Source organism: Arachnia sp. (assembly GCF_057238465.1).
On record NZ_DBHHFZ010000006.1, the window covers coordinates 100,039 to 125,569 of the forward strand.

Annotated in this window: 2 protein-coding genes; both read right to left on the reverse strand. The window is 65.9% G+C overall.

Annotated elements, in window-relative coordinates; translation table 11 throughout:
* Positions 1 to 685 precede the first annotated feature (685 nt).
* Positions 686 to 16,468 (reverse strand): amino acid adenylation domain-containing protein, encoded by a 15,783-nt coding sequence (locus ACO6D6_RS08135; protein WP_484784760.1) that lies wholly within the window; start codon positions 16,466 to 16,468, stop codon positions 686 to 688.
* A gap of 10 nt (positions 16,469 to 16,478) precedes the next feature.
* The gene (locus ACO6D6_RS08140) at positions 16,479 to 25,511 is read right to left on the reverse strand and encodes an amino acid adenylation domain-containing protein (RefSeq protein WP_484784761.1); all 9,033 of its coding nucleotides are present in this window, start codon (positions 25,509 to 25,511) and stop codon (positions 16,479 to 16,481) included.
* Positions 25,512 to 25,531: the final 20 nt, after the last annotated feature.

The window sequence follows — 25,531 nt, forward strand, 5'->3', positions numbered from 1 at the left end:
GCCACCGGAGAAACACAGTCCACAAGACCAACCACACGAACGACGAGAACAACGTTGTTGTTCATCAGGCATCCAACAGCTGGGCACCTGATGAACAACAACGTTGACGTCAAGCAGCCACTCTGGAATCAACCCCCAGTCCGGACCTCACGCAACGCGGTTTTCAGGTGTTCGCTCCTCTGTGACCTGTTCAGATGTTGCTCCCCATTCCCGGGTTGGGATGCTCTTTCCTCCATTTGTTCAACCAGCATCCTCACGGTTTGCGCAACCAGAACTGTAGGACTTCGCCACCTCACTGATCGCGCGGGGTTTCTCAACGACCGCCCGACACGACCTATCGCTCGAACTCCTCACTGAACCTTCGACGCCGGCACAATACAGACCTATGCCTCACGTGTTCGATTAAACCTGTTTTTCGTCACTTCCCACGAAACGTGTAGCACTCCAGTCCTCGAGGCGTCTCTGAATAAACCTCCCCCAGCTTGCTCACCGCCGTCAAGTCAGACTGGGCGTGAATCGCCGCCAGGTAACCACCGGGCTTGGATGAGCTCACCTGCAGCCTGTGGCCCGTGCACCAGGCCACTACCGTCGCTGAGGCCGAGGGTCGGATCCTCGTCCGCCAGGCGCAAAGCGATACCAGGCATCCAAGCGATCATCCGGCTCTCGGGACCCCGTCGCCGCCCGGTCACGAGCTCACGTGATCACTCAGCAACCGGTCCAGAACCTTGGCCGTGCGTGTGACCAACACTCCGAGGGTGCCGTGCGGAGCCCACTGGGAGCAGCCCGTGACCCGGAGTGTCAAGGAGTCCCCGATGTCGGCAATCTCCAGGCACCAATCGATCTCTCCGACCACCAACGCCGGCAATGCCTTGTCCAGCCCGCCAGGTAGACGAAGCACCGACGAGGTGCCCTCACCAGACAGACGCACCCGGCAATGCTCGGGCACCCGGCTGCGGGCCCCACAGGCCCGTCGTACAGCGGTCATGACCTCCTCCGCGCCATCATCACCGACCTCGACGGAGACGAGGCCATCGGCATCCTCAATGAGCAACTGACACGGCGGCATGGAACTGAGTGATGCCATGGCCATCCAGTAGGCAAGCCCGGCGTACCCGCCGAATACCTCTGGCGAAGTCCGCAACAGGCGGCGGCCCGTATGGCTCGCGCCCTTCGGCAGCCGATGGTCGCCCCCAACCGACCCACCCAGCGATTCGAGCGGGTACCGATTGATGGTCAAGGCGCGGTTCCTGCGACGTTCAATGCCGGAGGCAATATCGCTGACCGTGGCCCAGGCGAACAGGTCCCCCATCGTGATCTCATCGGGGTAGCGCTGATTGATCTTGTTGAACACCTTCATCAAGGACAAGGAGTTACCGCCTATCTCGAAGAAGTTGTCCTTGACGCCCACACTCGCTCGACCGAGGACCCGGCACCACACACCAGCGACGAAGTCCTCGAGCGAGGAGCGCGGCGACTCCATTGGCGCGGCCTCCGTCACGACAACGGGGGGCAGGGCCCGCTTGTCCGGCTTTCCGCTGCGGTTGAGCGGGATCTGGGAGATCTGCACGAGATGAGCTGGCACCATGTAGCCGGGTACGCGTGCAGCGAGCTCGGTTCGCAGACGAGCGGCGTCGACGGGGGTGTCGGCGACTACGTAGCCGACCAGTGCGAGCCCATCGGGACCGTCATGGGTGGCGACCACCGCGTCCCGGACTTCCGGCACACTACGCAGGGCGTTCTCGACCTCCCCAAGCTCGATCCGGAACCCCCTGATCTTCACCTGATCATCAATCCGACCCGCAAACTCAATGTTCCCATCCGGCAACCAACGCGCCAAATCCCCCGACCGATACAACCGACCCGGACCAAACGGATTCGACACAAACTTCGCCGCCGTCAACTCCGGCCGATTCACATACCCCAGAGCCAACCCCTCACCAGCAATACACAACTCACCAAACTCACCCACACCACACAACCGCATCCCCGACACAATATGCACCTGCGAATTCGGCGTCGGCCGCCCAATCGGCACCCGCGCACCATCACGCAACACAACCCCAGACGCATCCCAAGCAGTGGCCATGACGGTGTTCTCAGTAGGGCCATAGGCATTGACATACCGACTGGAAGAGGACGCTGCCTTGTGCAGAACCTGGGCATTGGCGGCAGATCCACCGGTGGTCAATACTCTGAGACTGAGCCCGTTTGTCTGGAGGAGGTATTGCGGCGGCAGCAATGCGAGAGTCACGCACTTGTCACGGCATTCCACCTCGAGTTTACCGACATCGAAGACCGTCTCCTTGTCGATGAGGACGAGGGTGCCACCGCTGAACAACGAGAGGGCCAGTTCCCACACGGAGGCGTCGAAGGTCAGGTTGGCGAACTGCAGGACACGGTCATTGACGTTCTGCTCGTACAAGGTCCTGAGGTAGTAGATGAAGTTCACCAGTCCGCGGTGCCCGAGCATGACGCCCTTGGGCACTCCGGTGGTTCCGGAAGTGTAGATGATGTAGGCGAGGTGACCGGAACCCGGCCGGTGCCCATCCATGATCTCTCGGCCGACGGCGGGGCTTCCTGGTGTGAGCGCTTCGGCAACGTCGATGACAGCGCACCCCTGCGGCAGCGTCCCCTCACGCGCGCAGGCGGAGGCCGCCCGTCTGCCCTGGATCAGCATCGCCCGGGCATTGATGTCGTGGGCCATGTGCCGGATCCGCTCAGCCGGGTGCTCGACATCGAACGGCACGTAACAGGCGCCCGCGAGCAGCGTGCCCATGAGGGCGACAATGGCTTCAGGGCCACGCTCGCACAGGATCCCGACTGCGCTGCCGACGCACACCCCGGCCGCGCGAAGCGATGCGGCGACGCTGAGGCAGCGGGCTTCGAACTCCCGATAGGTGAGATTCTGGTCGCCCCACATGAGGGCGGGACGCTCCGGATACTCGTCGACGATGCCGGTGAACACGTCAACCGCACTGAGTTCGCGCGGGTACTCGACCGAGCGCCCGTTGAAGGCCTCGACGACCTTCTGTTCCTCGCCCTGCAACAGGCTACGCAGGTCATCGACGCGTTGTTGTTCATCCTTGGCGAGCTGATCGAGCACTGTCAGCACCCGGTCCAGGATGCGCGAGACCTCGGCGGCGGCGTAGCAACCGGGGTCGTACAGGACGACGAACCTGAGTTCTTCACCGACCTGCTGGACTGTCAGGTTAAGTTCGTAGTTGGTCTGCTCGCGGCTGCTCTCCATGCTCAGCCTGAGACCTTCGTCGCCGCGGAAGGCCTCATCGTCGACGAGATAGTTCTCGAAGGCGTACAGGGTGTGGATGATGGTGTCCCGACCGGCGAGGCGCTGCACATCAGCGAGCGAGCCGTAGTCGTGCTTGCTCGAAGCGATGGCCTGGTCCCGAAGTGACGCGATGAGGCCGTCAACCGTGGTTTCATCGTTGACGCGAACCCGCACCGGAATGGTGTTGATGAACATCCCGACGGTTCGGTCAATGCCGTCGATCGGGACATCTCGCCCCGAGACGACCTTGCCGAAGACAACGTCGCGCTCGTTGGAGGCCCGCATGAGAACGAGGCCCCACGCCGCCTCCACCATGGTGCTCAGGGTGGAGCCGCGACGACCCGAGACTTTGATCAGGCGGTCCGCCAAGGAGCCGGTCGAGTTCCGCCCGAGGCGCACGACCTCGCCGGCGGTCCCGTCGGGATCCTGCGCGGGCGTGATCCGCCCCTGCCCCTCGTAGCCGGACAGCAGGTCGCCCCAGTACTCGGTCAACTCGCTTTGATCGCGTTGCGCCAGCCACGCGACATAGGAGGCGTATGACGGGACCCGGAGGCTCTCGATCTCGGCCTGTCCCCGGACCTCAGCAGGCGTCCGACCGTTGGCAAGACTCCTCAGGTGCCGCTTGAACGCGCCGAGCACCGTGGACAGGCACCAGCCGTCCACAATGATGTGGTGGTAGGTCCACACCAGTCGGAGGCGGTCCGCGCTGCCCGTGGTGGGCCGGATTGCGGTGACCCGCAGCAGGGGGGATCGCACCAAATCGAAGCCGCGTTCGACGTCTGCCCGCAACAGGCGCGGCAGGTCCTCGTCGGCCTCCACCACGCTGAAATCAATGCGTCGGTCGGTCAGGACCACCTGCCACGGCTGGCCCAGACCCTCGTGGACCACGGCGGTGCGGAGCACGGGATGCTCCAGCACCAAGGCCTCGAGCGCGGCGGGGACAAGGTGCAGCTCTGCCTCTGACAACCCATCAACGGCAAACACCTGCTGGAGGATGTAGGCGGCCGAGTCGGGGTTCTCGAGGGCGTGGAAAAGCATCCCCGATTGCAGTGGCGTCAGCCCGTAGATGTCATCAACGGCGTCAGCGGTCACGCCGAGCAGATCGAGGATCCTCTCGTACTCTGCCTGGTGCAGACCAACCGCGCTGCGATCCGCGGCGGTGGGCTCGATGTGCCCTGATGCCACGACGGCAGCACAATGCCCAGTCAAATCACCCAGTCGACGCTCGTACTGTCGCACGAGGCCAACGACGCCGTCAGCGCCGAGGACGGTGCCATCGTGCCCGATCTGCAGCCGCACCCGACCGGCGTGGACAAGGACGTTGATGGCGAGGCCGTGACCGATCTGGTTCGCCCGGGAACTGGACTGACCTGTGGTGTTGAAACCGACAGCTGCGCCGGAGAAGTCCTCTATCTCGCCGAGGTAATTGAAGGCGATGTCGGCCGTCAGGCCACCGAGACCTCCAGGACGCAGCCCGTATCCGAAACCGGCGTTCGGGACCTTGCGCAGTAGCTCCTTGACGAGGATGAGAGCGCGGCGTGGATCGGTTTCACAAGGCAACACGACCGGGTATTCCGTGGTGAACCAGCCGACTGTGCGGTCGATGGGCGGCAACCCGGCTGTCTCCACACGACCGTGTCCTTCGAGGCGGACGGAGACCTCGGCATTGCCCGTGACATCTCGCACTGCCATTGTCAGTCCGGCCAACAGCAGGTCCTGGGCGTCGGTCCGGTGAGCGGCGCCCGCGGTCCCGAGAATCTGCTTGCTGAGGCCCGCATCGAGTTCCACCTCGAGCACACCCGGCTCGCAGGCGGCCCTGGGGAGCCTCGCCTTGACGGCGCGAGCCTCCACCTCGTTCCAGTGGTCGTGTTCCTCGGCAACGATCCTTTCCCGATTCGCGTCGAGAGCGGCCGCCCACTCGATGAGCGAGGCCGATGGCGGGGATAGGTCGACACTCTCGTGAGCCTCGGCTCGCCGAACGGCCGCTGTCAGGTCGTCGGCGAGGATGCGCCACGACACCCCGTCGATGACAAGGTGGTGGGCGCACAGCAGCAGCGTCCCGCCGACGGGATCGACCACCCAGGCGGCCTTGAACAGCGGTCCTTCGGCGAGATCCATCGACCTGTGCAGCTTGGCGGCCACGGCACCCAGGGTTCGTGCGCGGGCGTCCACGTCGGTCACGGGGTGGCTCTCAAAGTGGACGGCCGGACCCTCAGCGACGCCACGGATGAGAAGTCCGTTGCCCTCGACCACGGCTCGCAGGGCGTCATGATGTTCCCATACGGCCTCGACGGCCGCACGGACGCTCGCCTCCCGGCAGGCACCCAGCTCAATCGTGAGTTCCTGGTTGAAATGAGCCGGTTCTGCGAGGTTCCACCCAAAGAAGGCGTCGATGATCGGAAGGCCGTCGACGCGGCCCCGGACTTCCCCACGAGGCTGGTGTCGCGCTTCACAGGCACGCACATGGCGGGCCACCATACGAGGGGTGACGTGCTGCATCACGGTTGGCGCGGTCAGGTCATAGCCTGTCCTCCGCAGACGCGAGACGACGCGAATCGCCTTGATCGAGTCGCCACCCAACTCCAGGAAGCTGTCTGCGGGGCTGACGTGAGACACCCCCAGAACCTCGGCGAATGCCTCGCACACCACGCGTTCCGCCGCCGAGGCGGGTTCCGCAGACGCAGCCTCCTCGCGAGGAGCCGACTTGGGCAGCGCCCCCTTGTCGACCTTACCGTTGCGGTTCAGGGGGATCTGTGGGATCTGGGTGAGCTGTGCTGGCACCATGTAATGGGGTAGCAGATCACCCAGCTGCGCCCGGACAGACGAGAGATCCAGTTCCCGGGGACCGACGACGAAGCCGCGCAGCTCGACGGCCTCCGCGGAGGTCGCCTCGGCGATCACCACCGCGTCCATGACTCCGGAAATCCGCTGGAGGGCGTTCTCGACCTCCCCAAGCTCGATCCGGAACCCCCTGATCTTCACCTGATCATCAATCCGACCCGCAAACTCAATGTTCCCATCCGGCAACCAACGCGCCAAATCCCCCGACCGATACAACCGACCCGGACCAAACGGATTCGACACAAACTTCGCCGCCGTCAACTCCGGCCGATTCACATACCCCAGAGCCAACCCCTCACCAGCAATACACAACTCACCAAACTCACCCACACCACACAACCGCATCCCCGACACAATATGCACCTGCGAATTCGGCGTCGGCCGCCCAATCGGCACCCGCGCACCATCACGCAACACAACCCCAGACGCATCCCAGGTGGTGGCCTGCACGGTGTTCTCAGTAGGGCCATAGGCGTTGACATACCGGCCACACCTCTGAGCCTTGCGCACAATCGCCGGGGTGGCAGCTGAACCAGCCGTCGACAACACCCTCAGCCGCAGGGACTCCAACTGCAGGAAATACTGAGGCGGCAGAACTGCGACAGACACGTCCTTGGCGGCCATCAGCGCGGCCAGGGCGTCAGGATCGTAGATGACCTCCTGCGTGGTGCACACCAGACCAGCCCCGCACAACAGCGACAGGGTGACCTCCGAAACGGCGGCGTCAAAACTGAGGTTGGCGAACTGCAGCACACGGTCGGTGTCGTTGATCTCATAGATGTGGTGCTGACAGTTGCGGAAGTTAGCGAGCCCACGATGGGTCAGCATGACGCCCTTGGGCACTCCGGTGGTTCCGGACGTGTAGATGATGTACGCCAGATCGGAAGGTGTGCTCCGGTGGCGCAGCTCCCGCCCGGCTGAGCCAGCGAGTCGGATGTCGAGGTCGCCCACGTCAATGACAGGGGTACCGACGGGCAGCATCCCGTCCTGGCCGCACAACTCGGCAGCGCTGCTGCCGACGACGCAGGCCGCTTTGACTTCACAATCGCTGACCATGTGCCGCAGGCGTCCGACCGGTTGGGTGACGTCGCAGGGGACGAAGTGATGACCGCCCAGCCAAGCCGCCAGCATGGCGACGATGAGGGCGGGGCCACGATCCCCCATGAGAGCCACTGCGGTGCCGGGACCGACCCCGGCTTCGCGCAGCTCGGCGACGATCGACCAAGCGGCTTCCTCGGTCTGGCGGAAGCTGAGCTCGCCACCGTCCCACAGCAACGCAGGGGCGTCGGGGTGATGGTCCACCGCATCCAGGAAGAAGTCGGGAGCGAACTTCCCTCTCGGGAACGCCACCGCCGTGTCGTTGAACGTCGTCAGCAGTTTCTCCCGTTCCCCGGGCAGCAAGGTCGTCAATTCCGAAATGCTGCTTGCCGGGTTCTCCGCGACTTGGTGCAGGACCTCCTCGAGACGCCGCAGGATGCGTTCGACCTCGGTGGAGGCGAACCGCGACGGGTCGTGGAGAACCGTCAGGTTCAGCTCGTTGCCACGTTCCTGGACGGCGAGGCTGAGCGGATAGTTCGTTCGTTCACTCACCCGCTCGAACTCGAGTCGGAGTTCGCCGTCGGGGTCGGTGTCGTCGAACGAGAAGTTCTCGAACGTGTAGAGGGTGCGAACCAGGTCGGGGCGATCCACCCACCGCTGAATGTCGGCGAGGGCGGCGTAGTCGTGCGCCAAGGACGCAGTCGTCTGGGCACGGAGGTCCCGCAGGAGATCGTCAAAGCTCTGCCCGGCGGAGCTGAGAACGCGCACCGGAATTGTGTTGATGAACAGACCCACCACGGTTTCGGCATCCGCATGGTCACGGCCGGAGACTATCTTGCCGAAGACGACGTCATCACACCCGTTGGCGCGCTGGAGCACGAGCCCCCAAGCAGCCTCGACGATGGTGCTGAGGGTGGTGCTGTATGCGGATGCGACGCCGGACAGACGCTGGGCGAGCTGCCCGGTGGTGTCGAACTCCACGCGCCCGGTGTCGCCCACCCGGTCGGCGGGTTCGGCCGGGGAGAACTCGCCGCAGCCCTCGTAGCCCGACAGCAGATCGTTCCAGTGGGCTCGGGTGGCGGTGAGGTCACGTCCGGCGATGGTCTGTGCGAACTCGCCGAACGAAGGTGCGCCCGCCGCCTCATGCTCCGCGAACGCCCACACATCCTCGGGGGACTGCCCGTCGGTGAGCATCTGATGGTAGCGGTCAAGGTCGCCGAGGATGAGCCCCAAGGACCAGCCATCAAGGATGGCGTGGTGGTAGGTGAGCATGAGGTGGTGTCGGCCGTTCGCATCCGTGACGAGGACCGTGCGCAGCAGTGGCTCCCGGGCGATGTCGATTCCGCGAGCCAGCTCGGCTGCGGCGAGTTCGTCGACGTTCATGGGCCGGTCGGCGGTTCGCAGGTCGATGTAGGTCAGCTCAAGGCCTCGCCCAGAAAGAACCACCTGACGAGGCCGCTCCAGTCCCTCGTGGACCAGCGCCGCACGAAGGGCGCTGTGGCGGCGCCCCACGGCTGTCAGGGCGTCGGCGAGTCGCTGCGGGTCGAGGGGCTCCTGCAAGCTGTTGACGCCGAAGATGTGCTGGACCACGTAGGCGTTGTCGCCGTCGTGGAAGACCATTCCGGCTTGGAGGGGCGTGAGGTCGTAGACATCCTCGATCTCGGACTCCACTTCGATCGCCCGGCAGGCGCGGAGGTCGGCGACCAGACGGGTCAGGTCGCCGCGGCTCAGTTCGGCCGCCGAGAAGTCGCTCGGGGTCCGTTCGATTCGACCCGCGGCCACCAGATCGCAGCCGTGTCGAACGATCTCCGTCAAGGCCCTCCCGAACTCGTCGGCAAGTCGGTGGGCCGTCTCGGGGTCGATGGTAGCGGGCTCGAAGAGCATTCCGAGATGGAAGCGCCCCGCGCGCACGTGGACGTTGAGTGTGGTCCCTGGCCACATCCGATTCCGGGTATCCGCGGACTCACCGGTGGCGTTGAAGACGATGTCGGTGTCTCGCTCGGAGAGGTCTCCCAGGTAGTTGAAAGACACGTCAGCGGTGAGACGCGACAGCCCACCCGGGCGCAGCCCGTACCCCAGGCCGTTGGCGGGGACGGCCCGCAGCATCTCCTTGGCCGCGATGACTGCCTCGCCCGGATCAGTCGGGCAAGGCAGGATCGCCGGATAGACGCTCGTGAACCAACCGACAGTGCGATCCACAGGAGGCATGCCCGGCCAGCCGTCGCGGCCGTGTCCCTCCAACCGGATGGCGAGCTCGGGTTGCCCGGTGAGCCGCGCCACCGCCAGCCCGAGGGCCGCGACGAGGACGTCGCGCACTTCACCGTGGTGGGCTGTCGCGGCGGTCCGGGCAAGCTCCTCGGTGACTGCCGGGGCGAGGTCGGACTCGAAGTGGAGGACGTCGGTGGCTTGTCCATCGACGGGATGAGGCACCGCGAGTGCAGCGGCGCCAGAACGCGCGTCGACGGTGTCCCAGTGGGTCGCTTCGGCCACGAGCCACGCTTCTCGATTCCTTTCCAGCGCGGTCGCCCAGTCAATGAGCGAGGCCGTCCGGGCGGGTAGCGCGATGGACTCACCGCGCTTGAGCTGGGAGAGCACGCTGAGGAGGTCGTCGACGAGGATCCGCCACGAGACCCCGTCGATGACGAGATGATGCGCGCACATGACGAGCTGACCGCCGCCCGGAGACAGCACCAGCGCTGCGTGGAACAGCGGCCCCTCAGACAGATTCATGCTTCCATGGGCGCGGTTGGCACAGTCTGTCAGCGCCAAGGCACGGTGCTCCTCGGAGTCAACCGTGACTGCCTCGAACCCGAACCGCGCTGCCGCATCGGGCGCGGGCAGCCACAGGGCGTCATCGCGCACGACGGCTCGGAGGGCGTCGTGCTGCTCCCACAGGGCGTCAAGGGCCTGTTCGATCTCGGCGCGAGAGTGTTCCCCGACGGGCACGACAACATCTTGGTTGAAGTGAGCCGGCGCAGGCAGGTTGAGCCGGAAGAACTCGTCCAGAATCGGGACAGATCCGACCCGTCCCACGGACCGCTCGAATCGTTGGGTCGTGGCCTGCGTCGTGGTGAGCGCGGCGATGCCACGTGGTGTACAGCCCCGCATGACGGCACTGACGGTGAGGCCGTGACCGGTTTGACGCATCTTGGCGACTACCCTGATCGCCTTGACGGAGTCGCCGCCGAGCGCGAAGAAGTCATCGTTGACACCGACCTCATCAAGCCCAAGGACCTCCGCCACGGCCATGCACGCCGCCTCCTCGGCCGGGGTCTCGGGACCCTGGCGGGTCCCGGTGACGGGCTGGAGCATCTCGGGCAGCGCCCTGACGTCAGCCTTGCCGTTACGGGTCAGCGGCACCTGAGGGATCTGCATCAGGTAGGTGGGGATCATGTATCCGGGCAGGAAATCTGCCAGCATCATCCGCACCGCCGCGATGTCCAGAGGCTCATCGGCAACGAGGTAGCCAGCCAGGGCGGTCGTGAGGTTCGGCTCCTTGCGCGCGACGACGATCGCGTCGCGAACGTGGGGGAGCTGCTGGAGCGCGGAGGCCACCTCGTTGGGCTCAATCCGGAAGCCTCGGACCTTCACCTGCTCGTCCCGACGGCCCAGGAAGTCGAGTGTCCCGTCGGGCAGCCACCGCACGAGGTCACCGGTGCGGTAGAGGCGTCCCGTCCCGTATGGGTTCGAGATGAACCGCTCCGCCGTCAGCTCAGGGTTGTTGAGGTAACCGAGGGACACTCCGTCACCGCCGGTGACGAGCTCCCCCACCTCTCCGATGCCGCACACACGGGTGCCGTCGAGAACATGACACGTCGTGTTCGAGATGGGGCGTCCGATCGGAATGTCCCGGCAGCCCCGCGGAATTGGATGGGTGGTGGTGAAGGTTGTGTTCTCCGTCGGGCCGTAACCATTGATGACCAGGACATCCGGGTTGGCCGCGTACAGCATCGCGACATGCTCGGGCGAGAGCTTCTCGCCACCCGACCAGATCCTGGTCACCCCGTCGAGGGCATTGGGCTCCAAGGACACGATCTGATTGAACAGGGATGCGGTGAGCCACATGGCCGTGACCCCGTGACGTCGTACGAGCTGGCGGAGCCGCTCAGGGGTGAGGATGTCCTCACGGTCAGCCGCATGGACGAGGGCGCCACCGTTGAGCCACATCCCCCAGATCTCAAGCGTTGAAGCATCGAAGCTCAAGGCCCCGGTCTGGAGCATGACATCGTCGGGACCGAACCGCAGGCTCTCGTTGCCGACGACGAGCCGCACCACGGCCCGGTGGGCGATGAGGCTGCCCTTCGGGCGGCCAGTGGTCCCGGAGGTGTACATCACATAGACGGGATCGCCGCCGGACGGCCCAAGGGCCGGGGCCGAGGCGATCGGCAAGCGCCCGTCAATGGCGTCCTCGACGGCCACCGCGGCGGCCCCCGCCGGGAGCATCCCGGCCGTGGCGGCCAGCGCACGCGCCTCGGAGCCGCCCGTGAGAACCACTCGTGCAGCCGAGTCGGCAAGCACGAACTGGGTGCGTGCAGGAGGGGCCTCGACGTCAAGAGGTACGTACACGGCTCCGGCCATGACAATACCCAGCAACCCGATGAACAGTTCCGCGCTGGCTGGGGCGAGCAGGCCGACGCAGTCGCCGGTGCTCACACCAAGACCCCACAAGGTGGCGGCCACTCGTGATGCCTGCTCGGCCAACTGGGCGTAGCTTAGCTGCGCCTCGGGGCCCGCCAGGGCGATGGCATCCGGAGTCCGCTGGACCTGCGCTGCGAACAGTTCGCCGACCGATGCGTCACGAGGATAGTCGGTGGACGTGGCGTTGAACTGCTGGGTCACGCACTCCAGTTCCCCGGCAAGCAGGGTGCTCACCCGATCGACGGGACGTTGGGGCTCGGCGGTCATCTGCTCCAACACCCTGACGAGGCGGTCGATGATTCGCGAGACGTCTTCGTACGCGTACCGTCCAGCGTCGAAGAGGATGTCGATTCCGAGCTCGTCGCCCAGGTATTCCACGGTGAGGGTGAGGTCGTAATTCGTCTGCTCCTGGGCGGCGACGAACTCAAGGCGCGGGAATTGAGCGGTCTCCTCCCCCACGAAATAGTTCTCGAACGCGTAGAGCGTGTTTATCGAGATGTCGCCGCCGGCCCGGAGCACCTCGACCAAGGGGCAGTGGTCGTGGCCGGCGGCGTCGATGGCCTGCTTTTGTGTCTCACGCATCAGCTCGGCGAGGGTGCCGGCGCCTCTCACCCGGACCCGGGTGGGGACCGTGTTGATGAACAGACCGAGTGTCTGCTCGACACCGGGGAGCGCGATGTCACGGCCGGAGACGACCTTGCCGAAAACGACATCGTCGCTGCCGGTCAGGTGCGCCACCACGATGCCCCACGCCGCCTCGACCACGCTGCTCACGGTGACCTGGTGCGCTGCTGCAGTATGCGCGACCGCCTTGCCGAGGGCATCCCGGGTGACGCGCTCAACTCGGCCGGCTTCACCGAGGGCGCCGTGCGGTGCGTCGCTCGGGAGCACCCGGTCGCTGCCCCGGTAGCCGTCGAGGATGCGTGCCCAGTGGGCGTCAAGCTCCACGGCATCACGGTCGCCCAGTTCGTGGACGTAGTCCTGCCAGGACGCAGCCCGACCACGTTCGGCGAGGTGGCTCTCCCGTACGAGAGCGAAGCTCTGGCGGCCCAGACGCTCGTGGAGATCGGCAAACTGCCGGCACAGCTCCGCCATCGACCACCCGTCAAGAATGACGTGGTGGTTGGTGAAGACGACGCGTTGCGCCGAGTCGGACAGATGGAACACATCGCAGCGAATGAGGGGATCGGCGCTCAGGTCGAAGAGTCGGTCAAGTTGGGCGGCATTCTCCTTGGCCATGCGCTCGGCCTGTTCCTCGGCGGGGAGGTGACGCAGGTCGATGACCCGGGTTTCGACGCGCCGATCCGTGAGGATGACCTGATGGGGCCTACGGAGGTTTTCCCACACAATCGCGGCGCGCAGCAGAGGGTTGCCCTCGGAGATGAGCTCGAGTACCTGTCGGACTCGCCGGGCATCAGGTGCGGCAGCGAAGTCGTAGCTCGCCTGAACGCTGTAGCTGGTGGCCGTCTCGTTGCTGAGCCGTTCGAACAGGAGCCCCTCCTGGAGCGGGGTGCACACGGTGATCGTGTCGACGCGGGCGCCGTGGAGCGCCGCCGCGATCGCCTGGAACTCGGGCAAGGTGAGGTCGGCCTCGGGGTGGTCGGCCGGAACGGTGACCCGGCCTCGCCACTGGTCAACGTGCCCGGCGAGCCAGACCATCTCGGCCCGCACCGCCCGCACGAACGAGACAAGGGTCGCCTGATCGGCGAACTCGGACCGCACCCGCGTCTGGATCTCAAGCTGGCCATCGTTGAACATGGCGTCGACGCTGACCAGGGCCGAGTCGAGGTTCTCCGGGGCGCTTGGCTGCCCGTAGGGGTTGAGAGAACGTTGATCGTCACCGGAGACGTCGCCCATGTAATTGAACGCCAACCACATCGACCCGGCACCCTCGACCTCGACAAGCCCCCAGGTCATGCCATGGGAGGGGACGGACATGAGTTCCTGCCGGGACAGGAGAAGTTGCTCGACGCGGTCCTCGCACGTGTCGAGCGCCACCGGGTAGCGGGACGTGAACCATCCGACGGCGCCAGTAGCGTCGGGTAGACCGTCCAGATGATCACGGCCGTGGCCCTCCATTCGGACACCAATGCGCTCAACGTGCCACACGCGCCTCGCCGCGCCGGCCACCGCGGCCAGCAGGACCTGTTCCAGGTCCGGATCGCCGACGCCACGACGCGTCGCAACGAGGCGTTCGGTGACATCGTGTGGGAGAAGCATGTCAGCACGCAGCAGTCGGGGTGCGGTAGAGGCGGACGCGGACTCTGGCCGTGGAGGCAGGTTCGCGGCCGTTCGGGCCCAGTGGGCTCGGTCGAGCGCCCTGGGTTCGACCGACTCGAGGGCACATGCCCACTGCCGGAACGTGACCTGCTCGGGGGACAGAACCACCGGCGCACCCTGTCTGGCAAGATCCAGCGCTTCCTTGAGGGAGTTTCGAATGGCCCGCCAGGACAAGGCGTCGATGACGAGGTGATGGGCGCAGACCAGCAGTTCCACGCCCTTGTCGCCCCTCAGCACCGCTCCCCAGGCCAGAGGGCCGGAGGCGAGATCCGTGGCGCGGCAGAGCTCGTCCGCCCGGCGCCCGGCCTCCTCCTTGAACTCGTGCGGCTGAAGGCCTTGGAGAGCCCAGTGATGCAGGCCATTGGGGGCAGGGTTGGCCGGAACGACGAGGCGCCCGTCACGAACGTGCCCGGACAGGATGAGATGACGGCCGAGCACCGCCGCCCAGGCTGCTGGAAGCAGTGGAAGGTCGGCCTCGGACACGGGAAAGGCCATCGACTGATGGTGGTGTTGCGGTTGTGGCAACGCCCGGCTGAAGAAGTCCGCAACAATCGCAGTGGCAGGCACTTCCCCGGTGGCCGGCGCCAGCGCGGCCGGGCGCTGCACATCCGGGCGCGCGACGACGGCCATCCGCGCCGCCGTCTGACTGGCCATGATGTCCCTGACGCTGATCCTCAGGCCGCGACGAGCGAGGGCTGAGACAACAAGAATGGCCTTGATTGAGTCACCGCCGACCTCGAAGAAGTTCGCAAGGACCCCGATCGGCGAACATCCCAGGACTTCCTCCAGAGCTTCCACGACCACAGCCTCAACCTCAGAGCGTGGGCTGGTCGTGTCAGCCTCGCACCGGGCAGAGGGGGTCGGCAGTGCCTTCCGGTCGAGCTTGCCGTTACGGGTGAGGGGCAACTCGGCGAGCCGCATGAACACCGAGGGGACCATGTAGTGCGGGAGCCGTTCCCCAAGCCAGGCCCGCAGTTCGTCCTCGTCGACGTGGTCGTCGGCCGTGTAGTAACCGACGAGGACCTGCTCACCCGCGGCGGGATTCAGAACGGCGGCGGCTGCCGCGAGGATCCCAGGGGCACCGTCGATGGCCCTCTCGATCTCCTCCAGTTCGATGCGGTAACCGTGCAGCTTGACCTGCGCGTCCATCCGGCCGTGGCAGTCGATCTCCCCCGACGGGAGCACACGGCCCAGGTCGCCGGTTCGGTAATAGCGCCCAGAGCCCGGCCCGAAGGGGTCGGTGACGAACTTCTCCTCCGTCAGTTCGGGTCGGTTGAGGTAGCCCCGCGCCACACCCCGGCCGCCGATCCAGATCTCGCCGAGCAGTCCCGTGGCAAGACGTCGACCACCCTTGACGACAGCGACATCGACCCCGTTGAAGGGGTGGCCGACGGTGAGCCGTCGAAGCTGCTGACCCGCGTAGCTCGTGTAGGTGGCGTCGATGGTTGCCTCGGTGGGACCGTACATGTTGTAGACGGTGGCCCCGGTGAGGGCGAACACGTCCTGCGCCAGCGCGAGGTCCAGGGATTCGCCGCCGACGAGGACCCCTTTGAGACGCGGAACCTCACCGCGGTCAGACACGACGGAGCGCACGGCACGCAGATACGAGGGCGTGCAGTCGAAGGCATCAATTCGCTCGGCGGAGAGCAGTCTGACGAAGGCGGCGACGTCGTCGCGTTCATTCTCGGCGATGACGCGGACGTGGCGCCCAGTCAGGAGAGCCCCGAAGCTCGTCTTCATGGACATGTCGAATGCAAAGGAGGAGACAAGAGCGAGCCGTTGCGACCCCGAGTCCTCCCAAATGGGGGTGAGGCAGTGCTGGACGAAGTTCACCAACGATCCGCCCTCGATAAGCACCCCCTTTGGTTTGCCCGTGGTGCCGGAGGTGTAGATGCAGTAGGAGAGGCGCGTCGGGTCATCCGGGACGCCATGGATGGGCTGGTAGATCGCATCCCTGAAGGGGGTGGCCGAGGACACCGTCTCAACGTGAACCCCATCGGCCCACTGTGAACTCGTTGGCGCCCAGTGCTCGATCGTCGGTTCGCCGCACAACACGACGGCGCGCGCCGCGGTGTCTCTTACTATGAACCGCACTCGAGCGGCGGGGTTGCCGGCCTCAACCGGGACGAACACAGCGCCGATCTTCACCAGGGCCAGCTCAGCGGCCAACATCTCGGCGCAACGGCTCGCCACGACGACGACGAAGTCGCCGACCGACACCCCCGCCGCGGTGAGGCGGTGGGCGATGGCATCGGTCCAGCGGTCGAGTTCCGCATAGGTCCAGGTGCGTTGCGCGTTCGAGATCGCGGGGGAGTCGGCGGCCCCGGAAACGGCCTCCCGGAAGAGCTGCAGCGGGGTAACGGTCCCAACGGAGGTGGAGTACATCACGGTCCTATCAGGAGATCGAGGTCGAGAGGGCGTCGGAGCGTGTCCCGATTTCAAGCGGCTGGTCGGGGGCGAGATCGATGTCTGCCACGAGCGAGTCGACCTGCGCGGGTAGATGGGTGAGGATGGCCTTTAAGTAGGTGAGCAGTAGCTCGGCGGTCTCATCGGCCAGCACGGCTGAGCGGTATTCGATGCCGATCTCGTGACCGGCAGGGCCTGTGGTCACGGTGAACTCGAGGTCGAACTTGGCGCCTCGCCCCTGGGGCACGCGGAGCATCACATCCTGGCCGTCGAAGTCAGGCACGCTCGGCGCCTGATTGAAGGCGAGCAGGACCTGCACCAGTGGCCGCCCCGGGGGCAGACCGCGGCCGACAAGGTCGCTGACCACCGCGTCGTACGGATAGTCCTGATGGGCATAGGCGGCAATGGCCCGGTCTCGGATGTCCTCAAGGAGGTCACCGACCACTACGCCATCGGAGGGGTTCGTCCGCATGGCCAAGGTGTTGACGCACATCCCGACGACCTCCTCGAGTTCCGCGCTGCGCCGCCCATCGCTCGGAACCCCGATGATGATGTCGTCGCTCATGGTGAACTTCTGCAAGAGGATGGACACCGCAGTCAGGTAGGTGTGGAAGAGCGTTGCCTGCCGGCTCCGGGCAAGGGAGGTGAGCCCCTGCGCGATATGGGGCGCGAGCAAGGTCCGGATAGTGGACAGCTCGCCGAGATCAGCGGAGGCGGCGGCGTCGGTGGGGATGTCCAGTGGCTGCGGACACCGCGCGTAAACCTCGGACCAGTAGAGACGCTGCGCCTCGAGGTTGACCCCGTCGAGGTATCTTCGGTAGACCTCGTAGCCGGGGGCGGGGGGCAATTCCTCCCCCGCGTATGCGGAACCCAGGTCGGCCAGCAGAATCTTGAGACTCCAGCCATCGAACGCGATGTGGTGCACGTCGAGCAACAGCAGGTCGGCGGCAGTGCCCTGGATCAAACGGGCGCGCAGCAAGGGCGGGGCGGCGAGGTCGAAAGGCCGGGTGAAATCGGAGACGAGCGTTTCGAAGTCGCAACCATCACCGGAGGTGATCTCGAGGTCGATGCTGGCGTGGGTGACTTCCTGAACCAGGCCAGTCGGCTCGGCACGGAAGCTGGTTCGCAGCGCCGAGTGTCGGGCGACCAGGCCGCGAAGGGCCGTCTCAAGTCGCTCCGGGTCAAGCCTTCCGGCTACCTCGAGTCCGAAGGGCACGTTGTAGGCGAGCGAGTCCGGGTCCTGGAACTGGGCCAGGTACACCCGGGCGGCGGCTGGGGTCATGGCGACGACGGCAGGCTCGTCGGCCACGTCGGGGGTTGCCTCCTCAGCGTGCGCCTCGGCGAGGATCGCCAAACAGCCCGGCGTATTCGAACGCAACACATCGGTGACGGTGACGTGGACCTGCCGCCTGCGGAGATTGTTGACCAGGCGCATCGCCCGGATCGAGTCGCCACCCACCTCGAAGAAGTCGTCGTCGACGCCCACCTGTTCCAGTCCGAGGACCTCGGCGAAGGCCTCACACAGCGCCTGCTCGATCGGCGTCGTGGGGGCGGCTGAGCCGGTGCGCGCCGTCACCTCGATGCACGGCATCGCCTTCCGGTCGACCTTCCCGTTGCGGTTCAGGGGCAGGGCCTCGAGCTGAAGGAAGTGCGACGGCACCATGTAGTGGGGGACGATTGCTGCGAGTTCCTGCCGCACGACAGCCATCTCGAGCGGCACATCGGCCACCAGGTAGGCGCTGAGGGACAGGGTTGGGTTGGCCTCCGCCTGTGCAAGGACGACCGCGTTGCGGATGTAGGGGAGCCGCTCGAGTGCGGTCTCGATCTCACCGAGTTCCACGCGGAACCCGCGCACCTTCACCTGGTCGTCGCAACGGCCCAGGAACTCCACGGTGCCGTCCGGCCGCCAGCGGCCGAGATCCCCGGAGCGGTACATACGTCCCGGCCCGAAGGGGTTGGGCACGAACCGCTCCGCGTTGAGGTCCGGGCGGTTGAGGTACCCCAACGCCACCCCGTCGCCGCCCATGCACAGCTCCCCGATCTCCCCGATCCCACACAGCCGGTCGCCGTCCAGGACGTAGATCTGACTGTTCGTGATCGGGGCACCGATCGGGATGGTTGTGAAGTCACGGGGGACAACGTATGTGGTGGAGAAGGTGGTGTTCTCCGTCGGTCCGTAACCGTTGACGACGACCACCTCGTCGTTGACCCGGTACAGGCGCGCCACGTGCTCGGGCGAGATTCGCTCACCGCCGGTGCTGAGCCAGGTCAGACCTTCGAGGCACTCGGGGGCCATGTCGACGAGCTGGTTGAACAGGGAGGTTGTCAAGAACATCTTGTTGACGCGCTCGTCGCGGATCAGGGCAGCCAACGAGGAGGGGGTGAGGATCTGGGAGCGGCTCGTGGGAACGACAACGGTGCCGCCATTGAGCCACATCCCCCAGATTTCGAGGGTGGAGGCGTCAAACGCCAACGACCCCGCCTGGAGCATGATGTCGCCCGGCTCCATCGGCTGAGCGAGGCTGTTGACGACGAGACGCATCACCGAACGGTGCTGAATGATGGTGCCCTTGGGCTGCCCGGTGGTGCCCGACGTGTAGAGGACATACAGCTCCGAGTCACCGTCAAGCTCCTGTTCAGGCGGCTTGCACTCAATCGGTGGGGCGCCGAGAACCGCCGCAAGGTTGATGACATGGCAGTTTTCGGGACGACACCCGGGGGAGGCGAGCACCTCGTCAGCGCGTTGCCCGAAGGTCAGGACGACGCTGGCTTTGCAGTCGGCGAGGATGAATCCGGTGCGTGCCGCGGGGGCATCGATCTCAAGCGGAACGTAGCTGGCACCGGACTTGACGACGCCAAGCAGGCCGGCGAACAGCTCCCGGCCCGGATCGGCCAGGATGGCGACCCGGTCGCCGAGGCCGACGTCAGCTACCCACAGGGCGCGGGCAACACGATCGGCAAGGTCATTGAGCTCGGCGTAGCTGACGCGCTCCGCCCCAAAAACGAGCGCGATCCGGCACGGATCGTCGGCGAGGATCTGCTCGAACCGCTCCGGCAGTGAACTATCGCGCGGGTACTCGCGGGCGGTGGCGTTGAAACTCCCAAGGATGCGTTCGCCTTCACCATCGGTCAGCGTCGACAGGCTGGTCACGAGCGCCCGGGGTTCAGCCGTGAACTGCTCAAGGAGCAGGGACATCCGGGTCAGAAGGCGGGTGATCTCGGCAGCGGCATGAACATCGGCGTCGTAGAGCAACTCCAGAACCAGCCCGTCGTCGCTGGTCGAGGTGAGGAGGTTGAGCGGATAGCCAGTCTTCTCCCGGGATTGCCCGATGTCCAGGGTCAGGGCACCGCTGGCAGAGCAGACCTGCGCTACCTGGACCTGCTGCGCATACAGGGTTTGCACGAGATGGGGCTGCTTCGTCGCCCGCTGAATCCGGGCGAGGGATGTGCGGTCGAAGTGGCTGGAGGCGAGGGCCTGGTCGCGCAGCTCGGTGAGCAGCTCGCCAACAGTGGTGGTGGGGGTGCACCGCACCCGGACAGGCACGGTGTTGGCAAGCAGCCCGACGACCGTATCGGCGCCATCGGCCGCGATGTCGCGACCGGAGACAACCTTGCCGAAAACCACGTCCTGGCTGCCGGTGGCACGCATGAGGATCAATCCCCACGCGGCCTCCACCAGACCACTGAGGGTCATGGCGTGGCTGATGGCCAGGCGACTGAGCCGGTCGGTGAGGCCCCGCCCCAGCGCCAAGCGCTGGCGGCCGATGCCCCGACCATCGGCCGGCTCGACGGGGAGGATGCCGCTGTTGCCCTCGTAGCCGCTGAGTAGCTCGCACCAGTAGTCCTCGACGCCGTCGTCGTCGCGTTGCTGAAGGTGGGTGAGGACGGAGGCGAGGTCAGGAGCCGCCCGACGTGCCGCGTCCAGGACCTCCGCGGGGGGCTGGCCAGCGGCCAGGTTCTCGTAGGCCGTGGCGAAGTCCTCGAAGATGGTGCCCATGCACCAGGCGTCGATGACGATGTGATGGAAGGTCCACAGCATCGTCGCACCAGTCTCGCGCGGCAGGACCGTGACGCGCACGAGTGGATCAGTCACGAGGTCGAATCCGCGGTCCGCGTCGCTCTCCAGCAGAGCGTCCAGGGCGCCGGGTGCCCCGCTGGAGCGGACCTCCTCGACGTGGCAGGTTCGCTCTGCAAGCACCACTTGGCGGGGCCGGGGCAAACCCGCTGAAACGATTGCGGTTCGGAGGGCGGAGTGGCGGGCCATGACAGCCCGGAGGGCGTCGCGCACGTGGCACACGTTGACGTCACCGGCGAGCATGTGCGCGTCGACCACCTGCTGCAGCACATAAGCTCCAGAGCAGGGGTTCTGCTGGGCTTCGAGGAGGATCGCCTCCTGCAAGGGGGAGAGGTCGTGGATGTCCTCAATGCCGTCGATGTCCAGGATCTGACCGGATTGGGCCAACTGCCCCACGATGCGTTCCACCTCGTCGGCTGTCAGTTCGGAGGCACTGAAGTCTGATGGGGTGCGCACTGTGAGTCCGAGTTCGAGGCGGTCACGGCAGTGGGCGGCGATTTCCGTCAAAGCGTTCTCGTAGGCTTCCGCCAGGGCAGCCGCCTGTACCTCGTCGATGACCTCGGTGTCGAAATCGAACTCGACGTGGACGAGGTGCGACCGCACGGTCACCAGCACCCGGAGCCCCGGTGCAAATCGGTTCTCGGGGGCGCAGCGCAGGCCTGTCTCGTTCATTCGCACGGCCCCGAAGTCATCTTCCTGGCCGGCCTCGGCCACTTCGCCAAGGTAGTTGAAGGTGACGGTGGCTTCAATCCCCGAGAAACCCTTCGGCCTCAGGCCGTACCCGAAGCCCTTTCGGGGTACGCCCCGCAACGATTCCTTGGACGTCACGATGGCCTCCCGGGGATTCCTGCAGCAGGGCAGGACCAACGGGTACTCGGCGGTGAACCAACCGACGGTCCTGTCGACCAAGGGCATCCCGTCCAGCCCGGTGCGTCCGTGGGTCTCGAGCCGGACCGCCACTTCCTCCTGCCCCGTACGGGCAGCGACGGCCGAGCCGAACGCCCCCAACAACAAGTCCAGAGGCTCCGCATGGTACGTGCGACCTCCCTCACGCAGCAGCAAAGTGCTGAGTGTCCGGTCGAGGCTGAACTCGATCCGTGCGACGCCGGACCCGGCACCGGCCGCAACTTGCAACTGCGCCCTATCGGCGCGGCTCTCGACGGCTTCCCAGTAGCCGGATTCACGCGCGTCGATCCGAGCGCGTGCCTGTTTTAGGGCGTGTGCCCACTCGACGAGCGATGCGGTTTTCTCGGGCAGGGCGATCTCACGCCCCTGTTGGGCTTGCCAGATGCACGTGAGGATGTCTTCGGCCAGGACTCGCCACGAAACGCCGTCGACGACCAGGTGGTGGATGCAAATGAACAGGGAGCCACCGCTTGGGCTCTGCACCAGGGCCGCCTTGACGAGGGGGCCGCTGGCCAGGTCGATCGAGCGCTGGAGTCGTTCGGCGATCGCGAGCAGGGCCGGCCGCCGCTCGGCATCCTCGGGCACCCGGTGGGTTTCGAACCCGTAAGGCTCGGCCCCCGCAACGTCTCGGATGACGAGGATGTCGCCGCACACCACCGACCGCAGTGCGTCGTGGTGGGACCACACGGCGTCAAGGGACTGGCGGATGACATCGGCCGTCGTCTGCCCGACCTCAAGAACGATGTCTTGGTTGAAGTGGGATGGTTCTGCCAGCGCCTTGGCGAAGAACTCCTCGGCGATGGGCACCCCGCGGACCTCGCCGGTGACTTCACCCTGTTCGTGAGGGTTCTCGGCGCGCAGCCGTGTCCCTCGCGCGATGCGCCGGGGTGTGCCCCCGCCAAGGACGGTGCCGACGTTGAGGTCGTAGCCGGCGGAGCGCATCTTCGACACCAGGCGGATGGCCTTGATCGAGTCACCGCCGAGCTCAAAGAAGTTGGCACCGGGCGACACGGCGTCGAGTCCCAGGACTTCCGCCAGCGCGACGCACACCTGATGCTCGACGCCTGAGGACTCCGTCGGCTCCCCCGTCGCGGGGTGGTTGGGGGCCGTGACTGCGGGCAGGGCCCGCAGGTCAGGCTTGCCGTGTCTGGTCAGGGGGATCTCGTCCATCTGAACCACGTGCGCCGGGATCATGTATCGCGGCAGCAGTTCAGCGAGTTGGTCGCGCATGGCGGTCGGGTTGAGATGGGACTCACCGACGACGTAGCCAACCATCTCCAACTCGCCAACGTGATCCGTACAAGTGGTGACGACGACATCGCGGACGCCATCGAGTTGGCGCAGCGCACTCTCGACCTCGCCGAGTTCCACCCTGAAGCCGCGGACCTTGACCTGGTTGTCGAGTCGGCCGCAGAAGTCGAGGCTTCCATCCGGGAGCCAACGGGCGACATCACCTGTGCGGTACATCATCCCCTCGCCAAAGGGATTGGGCACGAACTTTTCGGCGTTGAGTTCGGGGCGGTTGAGATAGCCACGAGCCACACCCACTCCTGCCACGCACAGTTCGCCCGGCTCACCGATGCCGCAGACGCGAGAGCCGTTCAGCACGTACACCTGTGAGTTGGCAGTGGGCCAACCGATGGGGATCCGCTCAGTGGGATCCATGGGAGTACCCGGCGCCTCCCAGACGCTGATCTGGACCGTGTTCTCGGTCGGCCCGTATGCGTTGATGTAACGCTCACAAGTTCGTAACGCCTTGTTCACGACATTGGCGCTCGACGCGGAACCGGCCGTGGTGAGCACCCTCAGGCGCAGGTTGCCGGTGGTTAGGAAGTACTGGGGAGGCAGCGCCGCCAGGGTGACGCCCAGCCGCTCGGCGAGCTGCTCAAGACGTTCCACGTCATGGATGGTGTCCTGGTCAACGACGACAAGCCCCGCCCCGCACAGCAGTGACAGTGTGAGCTCCCACACGGAGGCGTCGAAGGTGGGAGCCGCGAACTGCAGGACCCGGTCGGTGGCGGTGACGCCGTAGGTCTGGAGCAGCACGTGTCGCAGATTCACCAGCCCGCGGTGGTGGAGTGCAACCCCTTTGGGTTGCCCGGTGGTGCCGGAGGTGTAGATGACATAGGCCAAGTCGTCGGGCTCCGGGAGCGTGGCTTCATACAGCTCCGGAGCTGCATCGACACGGGTGTCATCGTCCAGGGACAGGCTCACGCAGCCAGCGGGAAGGGTTCCCGGATGCGCGGCGGTTTGAGCGGCCTCCCAACCCGCGGTGAGCATCGCCCGCAGCCCGCAGTCGGCGGCCATGTTTTCGATCCGTTCGCGCGGGTGCCCCACGTCAAACGGGACGAAATGATTGCCGCTGAGCAGGACCGCCATCATCCCGACTATCAGGGCGGGACCGCGCTCCCCCATGACACCGACGGCTGACCTCCTGGGGATTCCCGTGCGGCGCAGCCGAGCGGCCACTGACAGCGCCCAGGCCCGCAGGTCGCCATACGTGAGCGAACCGTCCTCCCACACCAGCGCGGCCCGCTCGGGATGCGCCTCCGCTTCAGCCAGGAAGAGTTCGGCAGCGGTTCCGCCACCACTGAAGGTCTGGGCGTTGGCGTTGAAGTCCTCGAGGACGAGCCGCTCCTCCTCAGGGGTGAGGGTGGAAACCTCGGTGACGGGGCGGCTGGGATCCGCAACGAACTGCTCAAGGACACGCAGGACGCGACCGAGCAGACGCTGCGCCTCCGCCTCGGCGTAGACGCCCCCATCTCGGATCAGTTCGAGAACGATCCCGTCGGCGGTTGTCCGGCCGATGAGGTTGAGCGGGAAGCTCGTACGGCGGTGGTCATGACAAAGACTCAGGCTGGTGCCGCGTTCGCTGGTCAGTGCGGCCTGCCAGTCCTTGGTCTCGTGGGCGAACAGCGCGCGGACGAGACCCTCGGAATGACCGGAAATCCCCTGGATCTGCCCCAGTGAGGCATGACGGTGAGGTGCGGAGGCTGCATGCTGATCGCGGATCTGGTGGATCAGACCGGCGACGGTGAGCGTTGATGTGACGGTGATCCGTGACGGCACCACGTTGATGTACAGACCGACGGCTTTGGCGCCGGTCCGCTCGTCAAGGTCAGAGACCACCGTTCCGAGGGTGAGGTCGTCGGTGCGGGTGGCGCGCATCAGCACGAGCGCCCAAGCGGCCTGGAGGACGCCACCCACCGTGGCATCGTGGGTGGCGGCGAGACTCTGCACTGCGTCGGCGAGTGGTTGGCCGACCCGGCACACAACTGACCCCACCTGCCCGGGCTGGCCGTCGGGCCGCCCCGTGGCGACGAGGTCCGGGGTGCCTTCGTAATCGGTGAGAAGGTCGCGCCAGTAGGTGACAAGACCGTCGTTATCGCGGTTCTGAAGGCCTTCGACGTAGGTACGGAACGGGGCTTCGGCGCGGCCAGCGCTGAGGCGGGCGACCGCGGCCCCGAGGGTCTCGCCGTCGCTGAGGGCATCGTGGAGTTCCAGAAAGTCGCCGAACAGCGTTTCGAGGCACCAGACGTCGAGAATGACATGGTGGTACGTCCAGACCAAATCGAGTCGCTCCCCCACCCAGAGCGCGCTGACCCGCACGAGAGAGTCGGTTGCGAGATCGAAGCCGCGGGCGAGGTCTGCCTCGAGCCACGCGTCGAGGTTCATCCCAGAAGCCCGAAGGTCATGCTCGGTAAACTCGATGCGCCGGTCGGGCATCACCACTTGGCGCGGGGCCGCTGGATCGTCGAGGAGAATCGCGGTGCGGAGCACGGGGTGAAGCATCGCCAGTCCCTCCAAGGCCTCGGCTATCAGCGCCGGGGACATCGGCCCGGAGGAGGTTTTTGCCGTGAAGACCTGCTGGAAGGTGTATGCGTCATCGCGGTTCTCGTCCAGGCATCCGACGATCATGCCCCGCTGGAGCGGGGCCAGCGGGAAGCTGTCACCAGACGCTTCAGCCGAGGATGCGGGACCGTCGTTGCCCTCGCGCTCAGCAACCGTTCCGACGGACTCCTGGGGATTCAGCTTGTGCATGCTCAGTACCTCGACTCGGA

What these genes read in the sequence shown, in the direction of transcription:
- ACO6D6_RS08135 (WP_484784760.1), bottom strand. Translation starts at nt 16,468, where the DNA reads ATGTACTCCACCTCCGTTGGGACCGTTACCCCGCTGCAGCTCTTCCGG.
- ACO6D6_RS08140 (WP_484784761.1), bottom strand. Translation starts at nt 25,511, where the DNA reads ATGCACAAGCTGAATCCCCAGGAGTCCGTCGGAACGGTTGCTGAGCGC.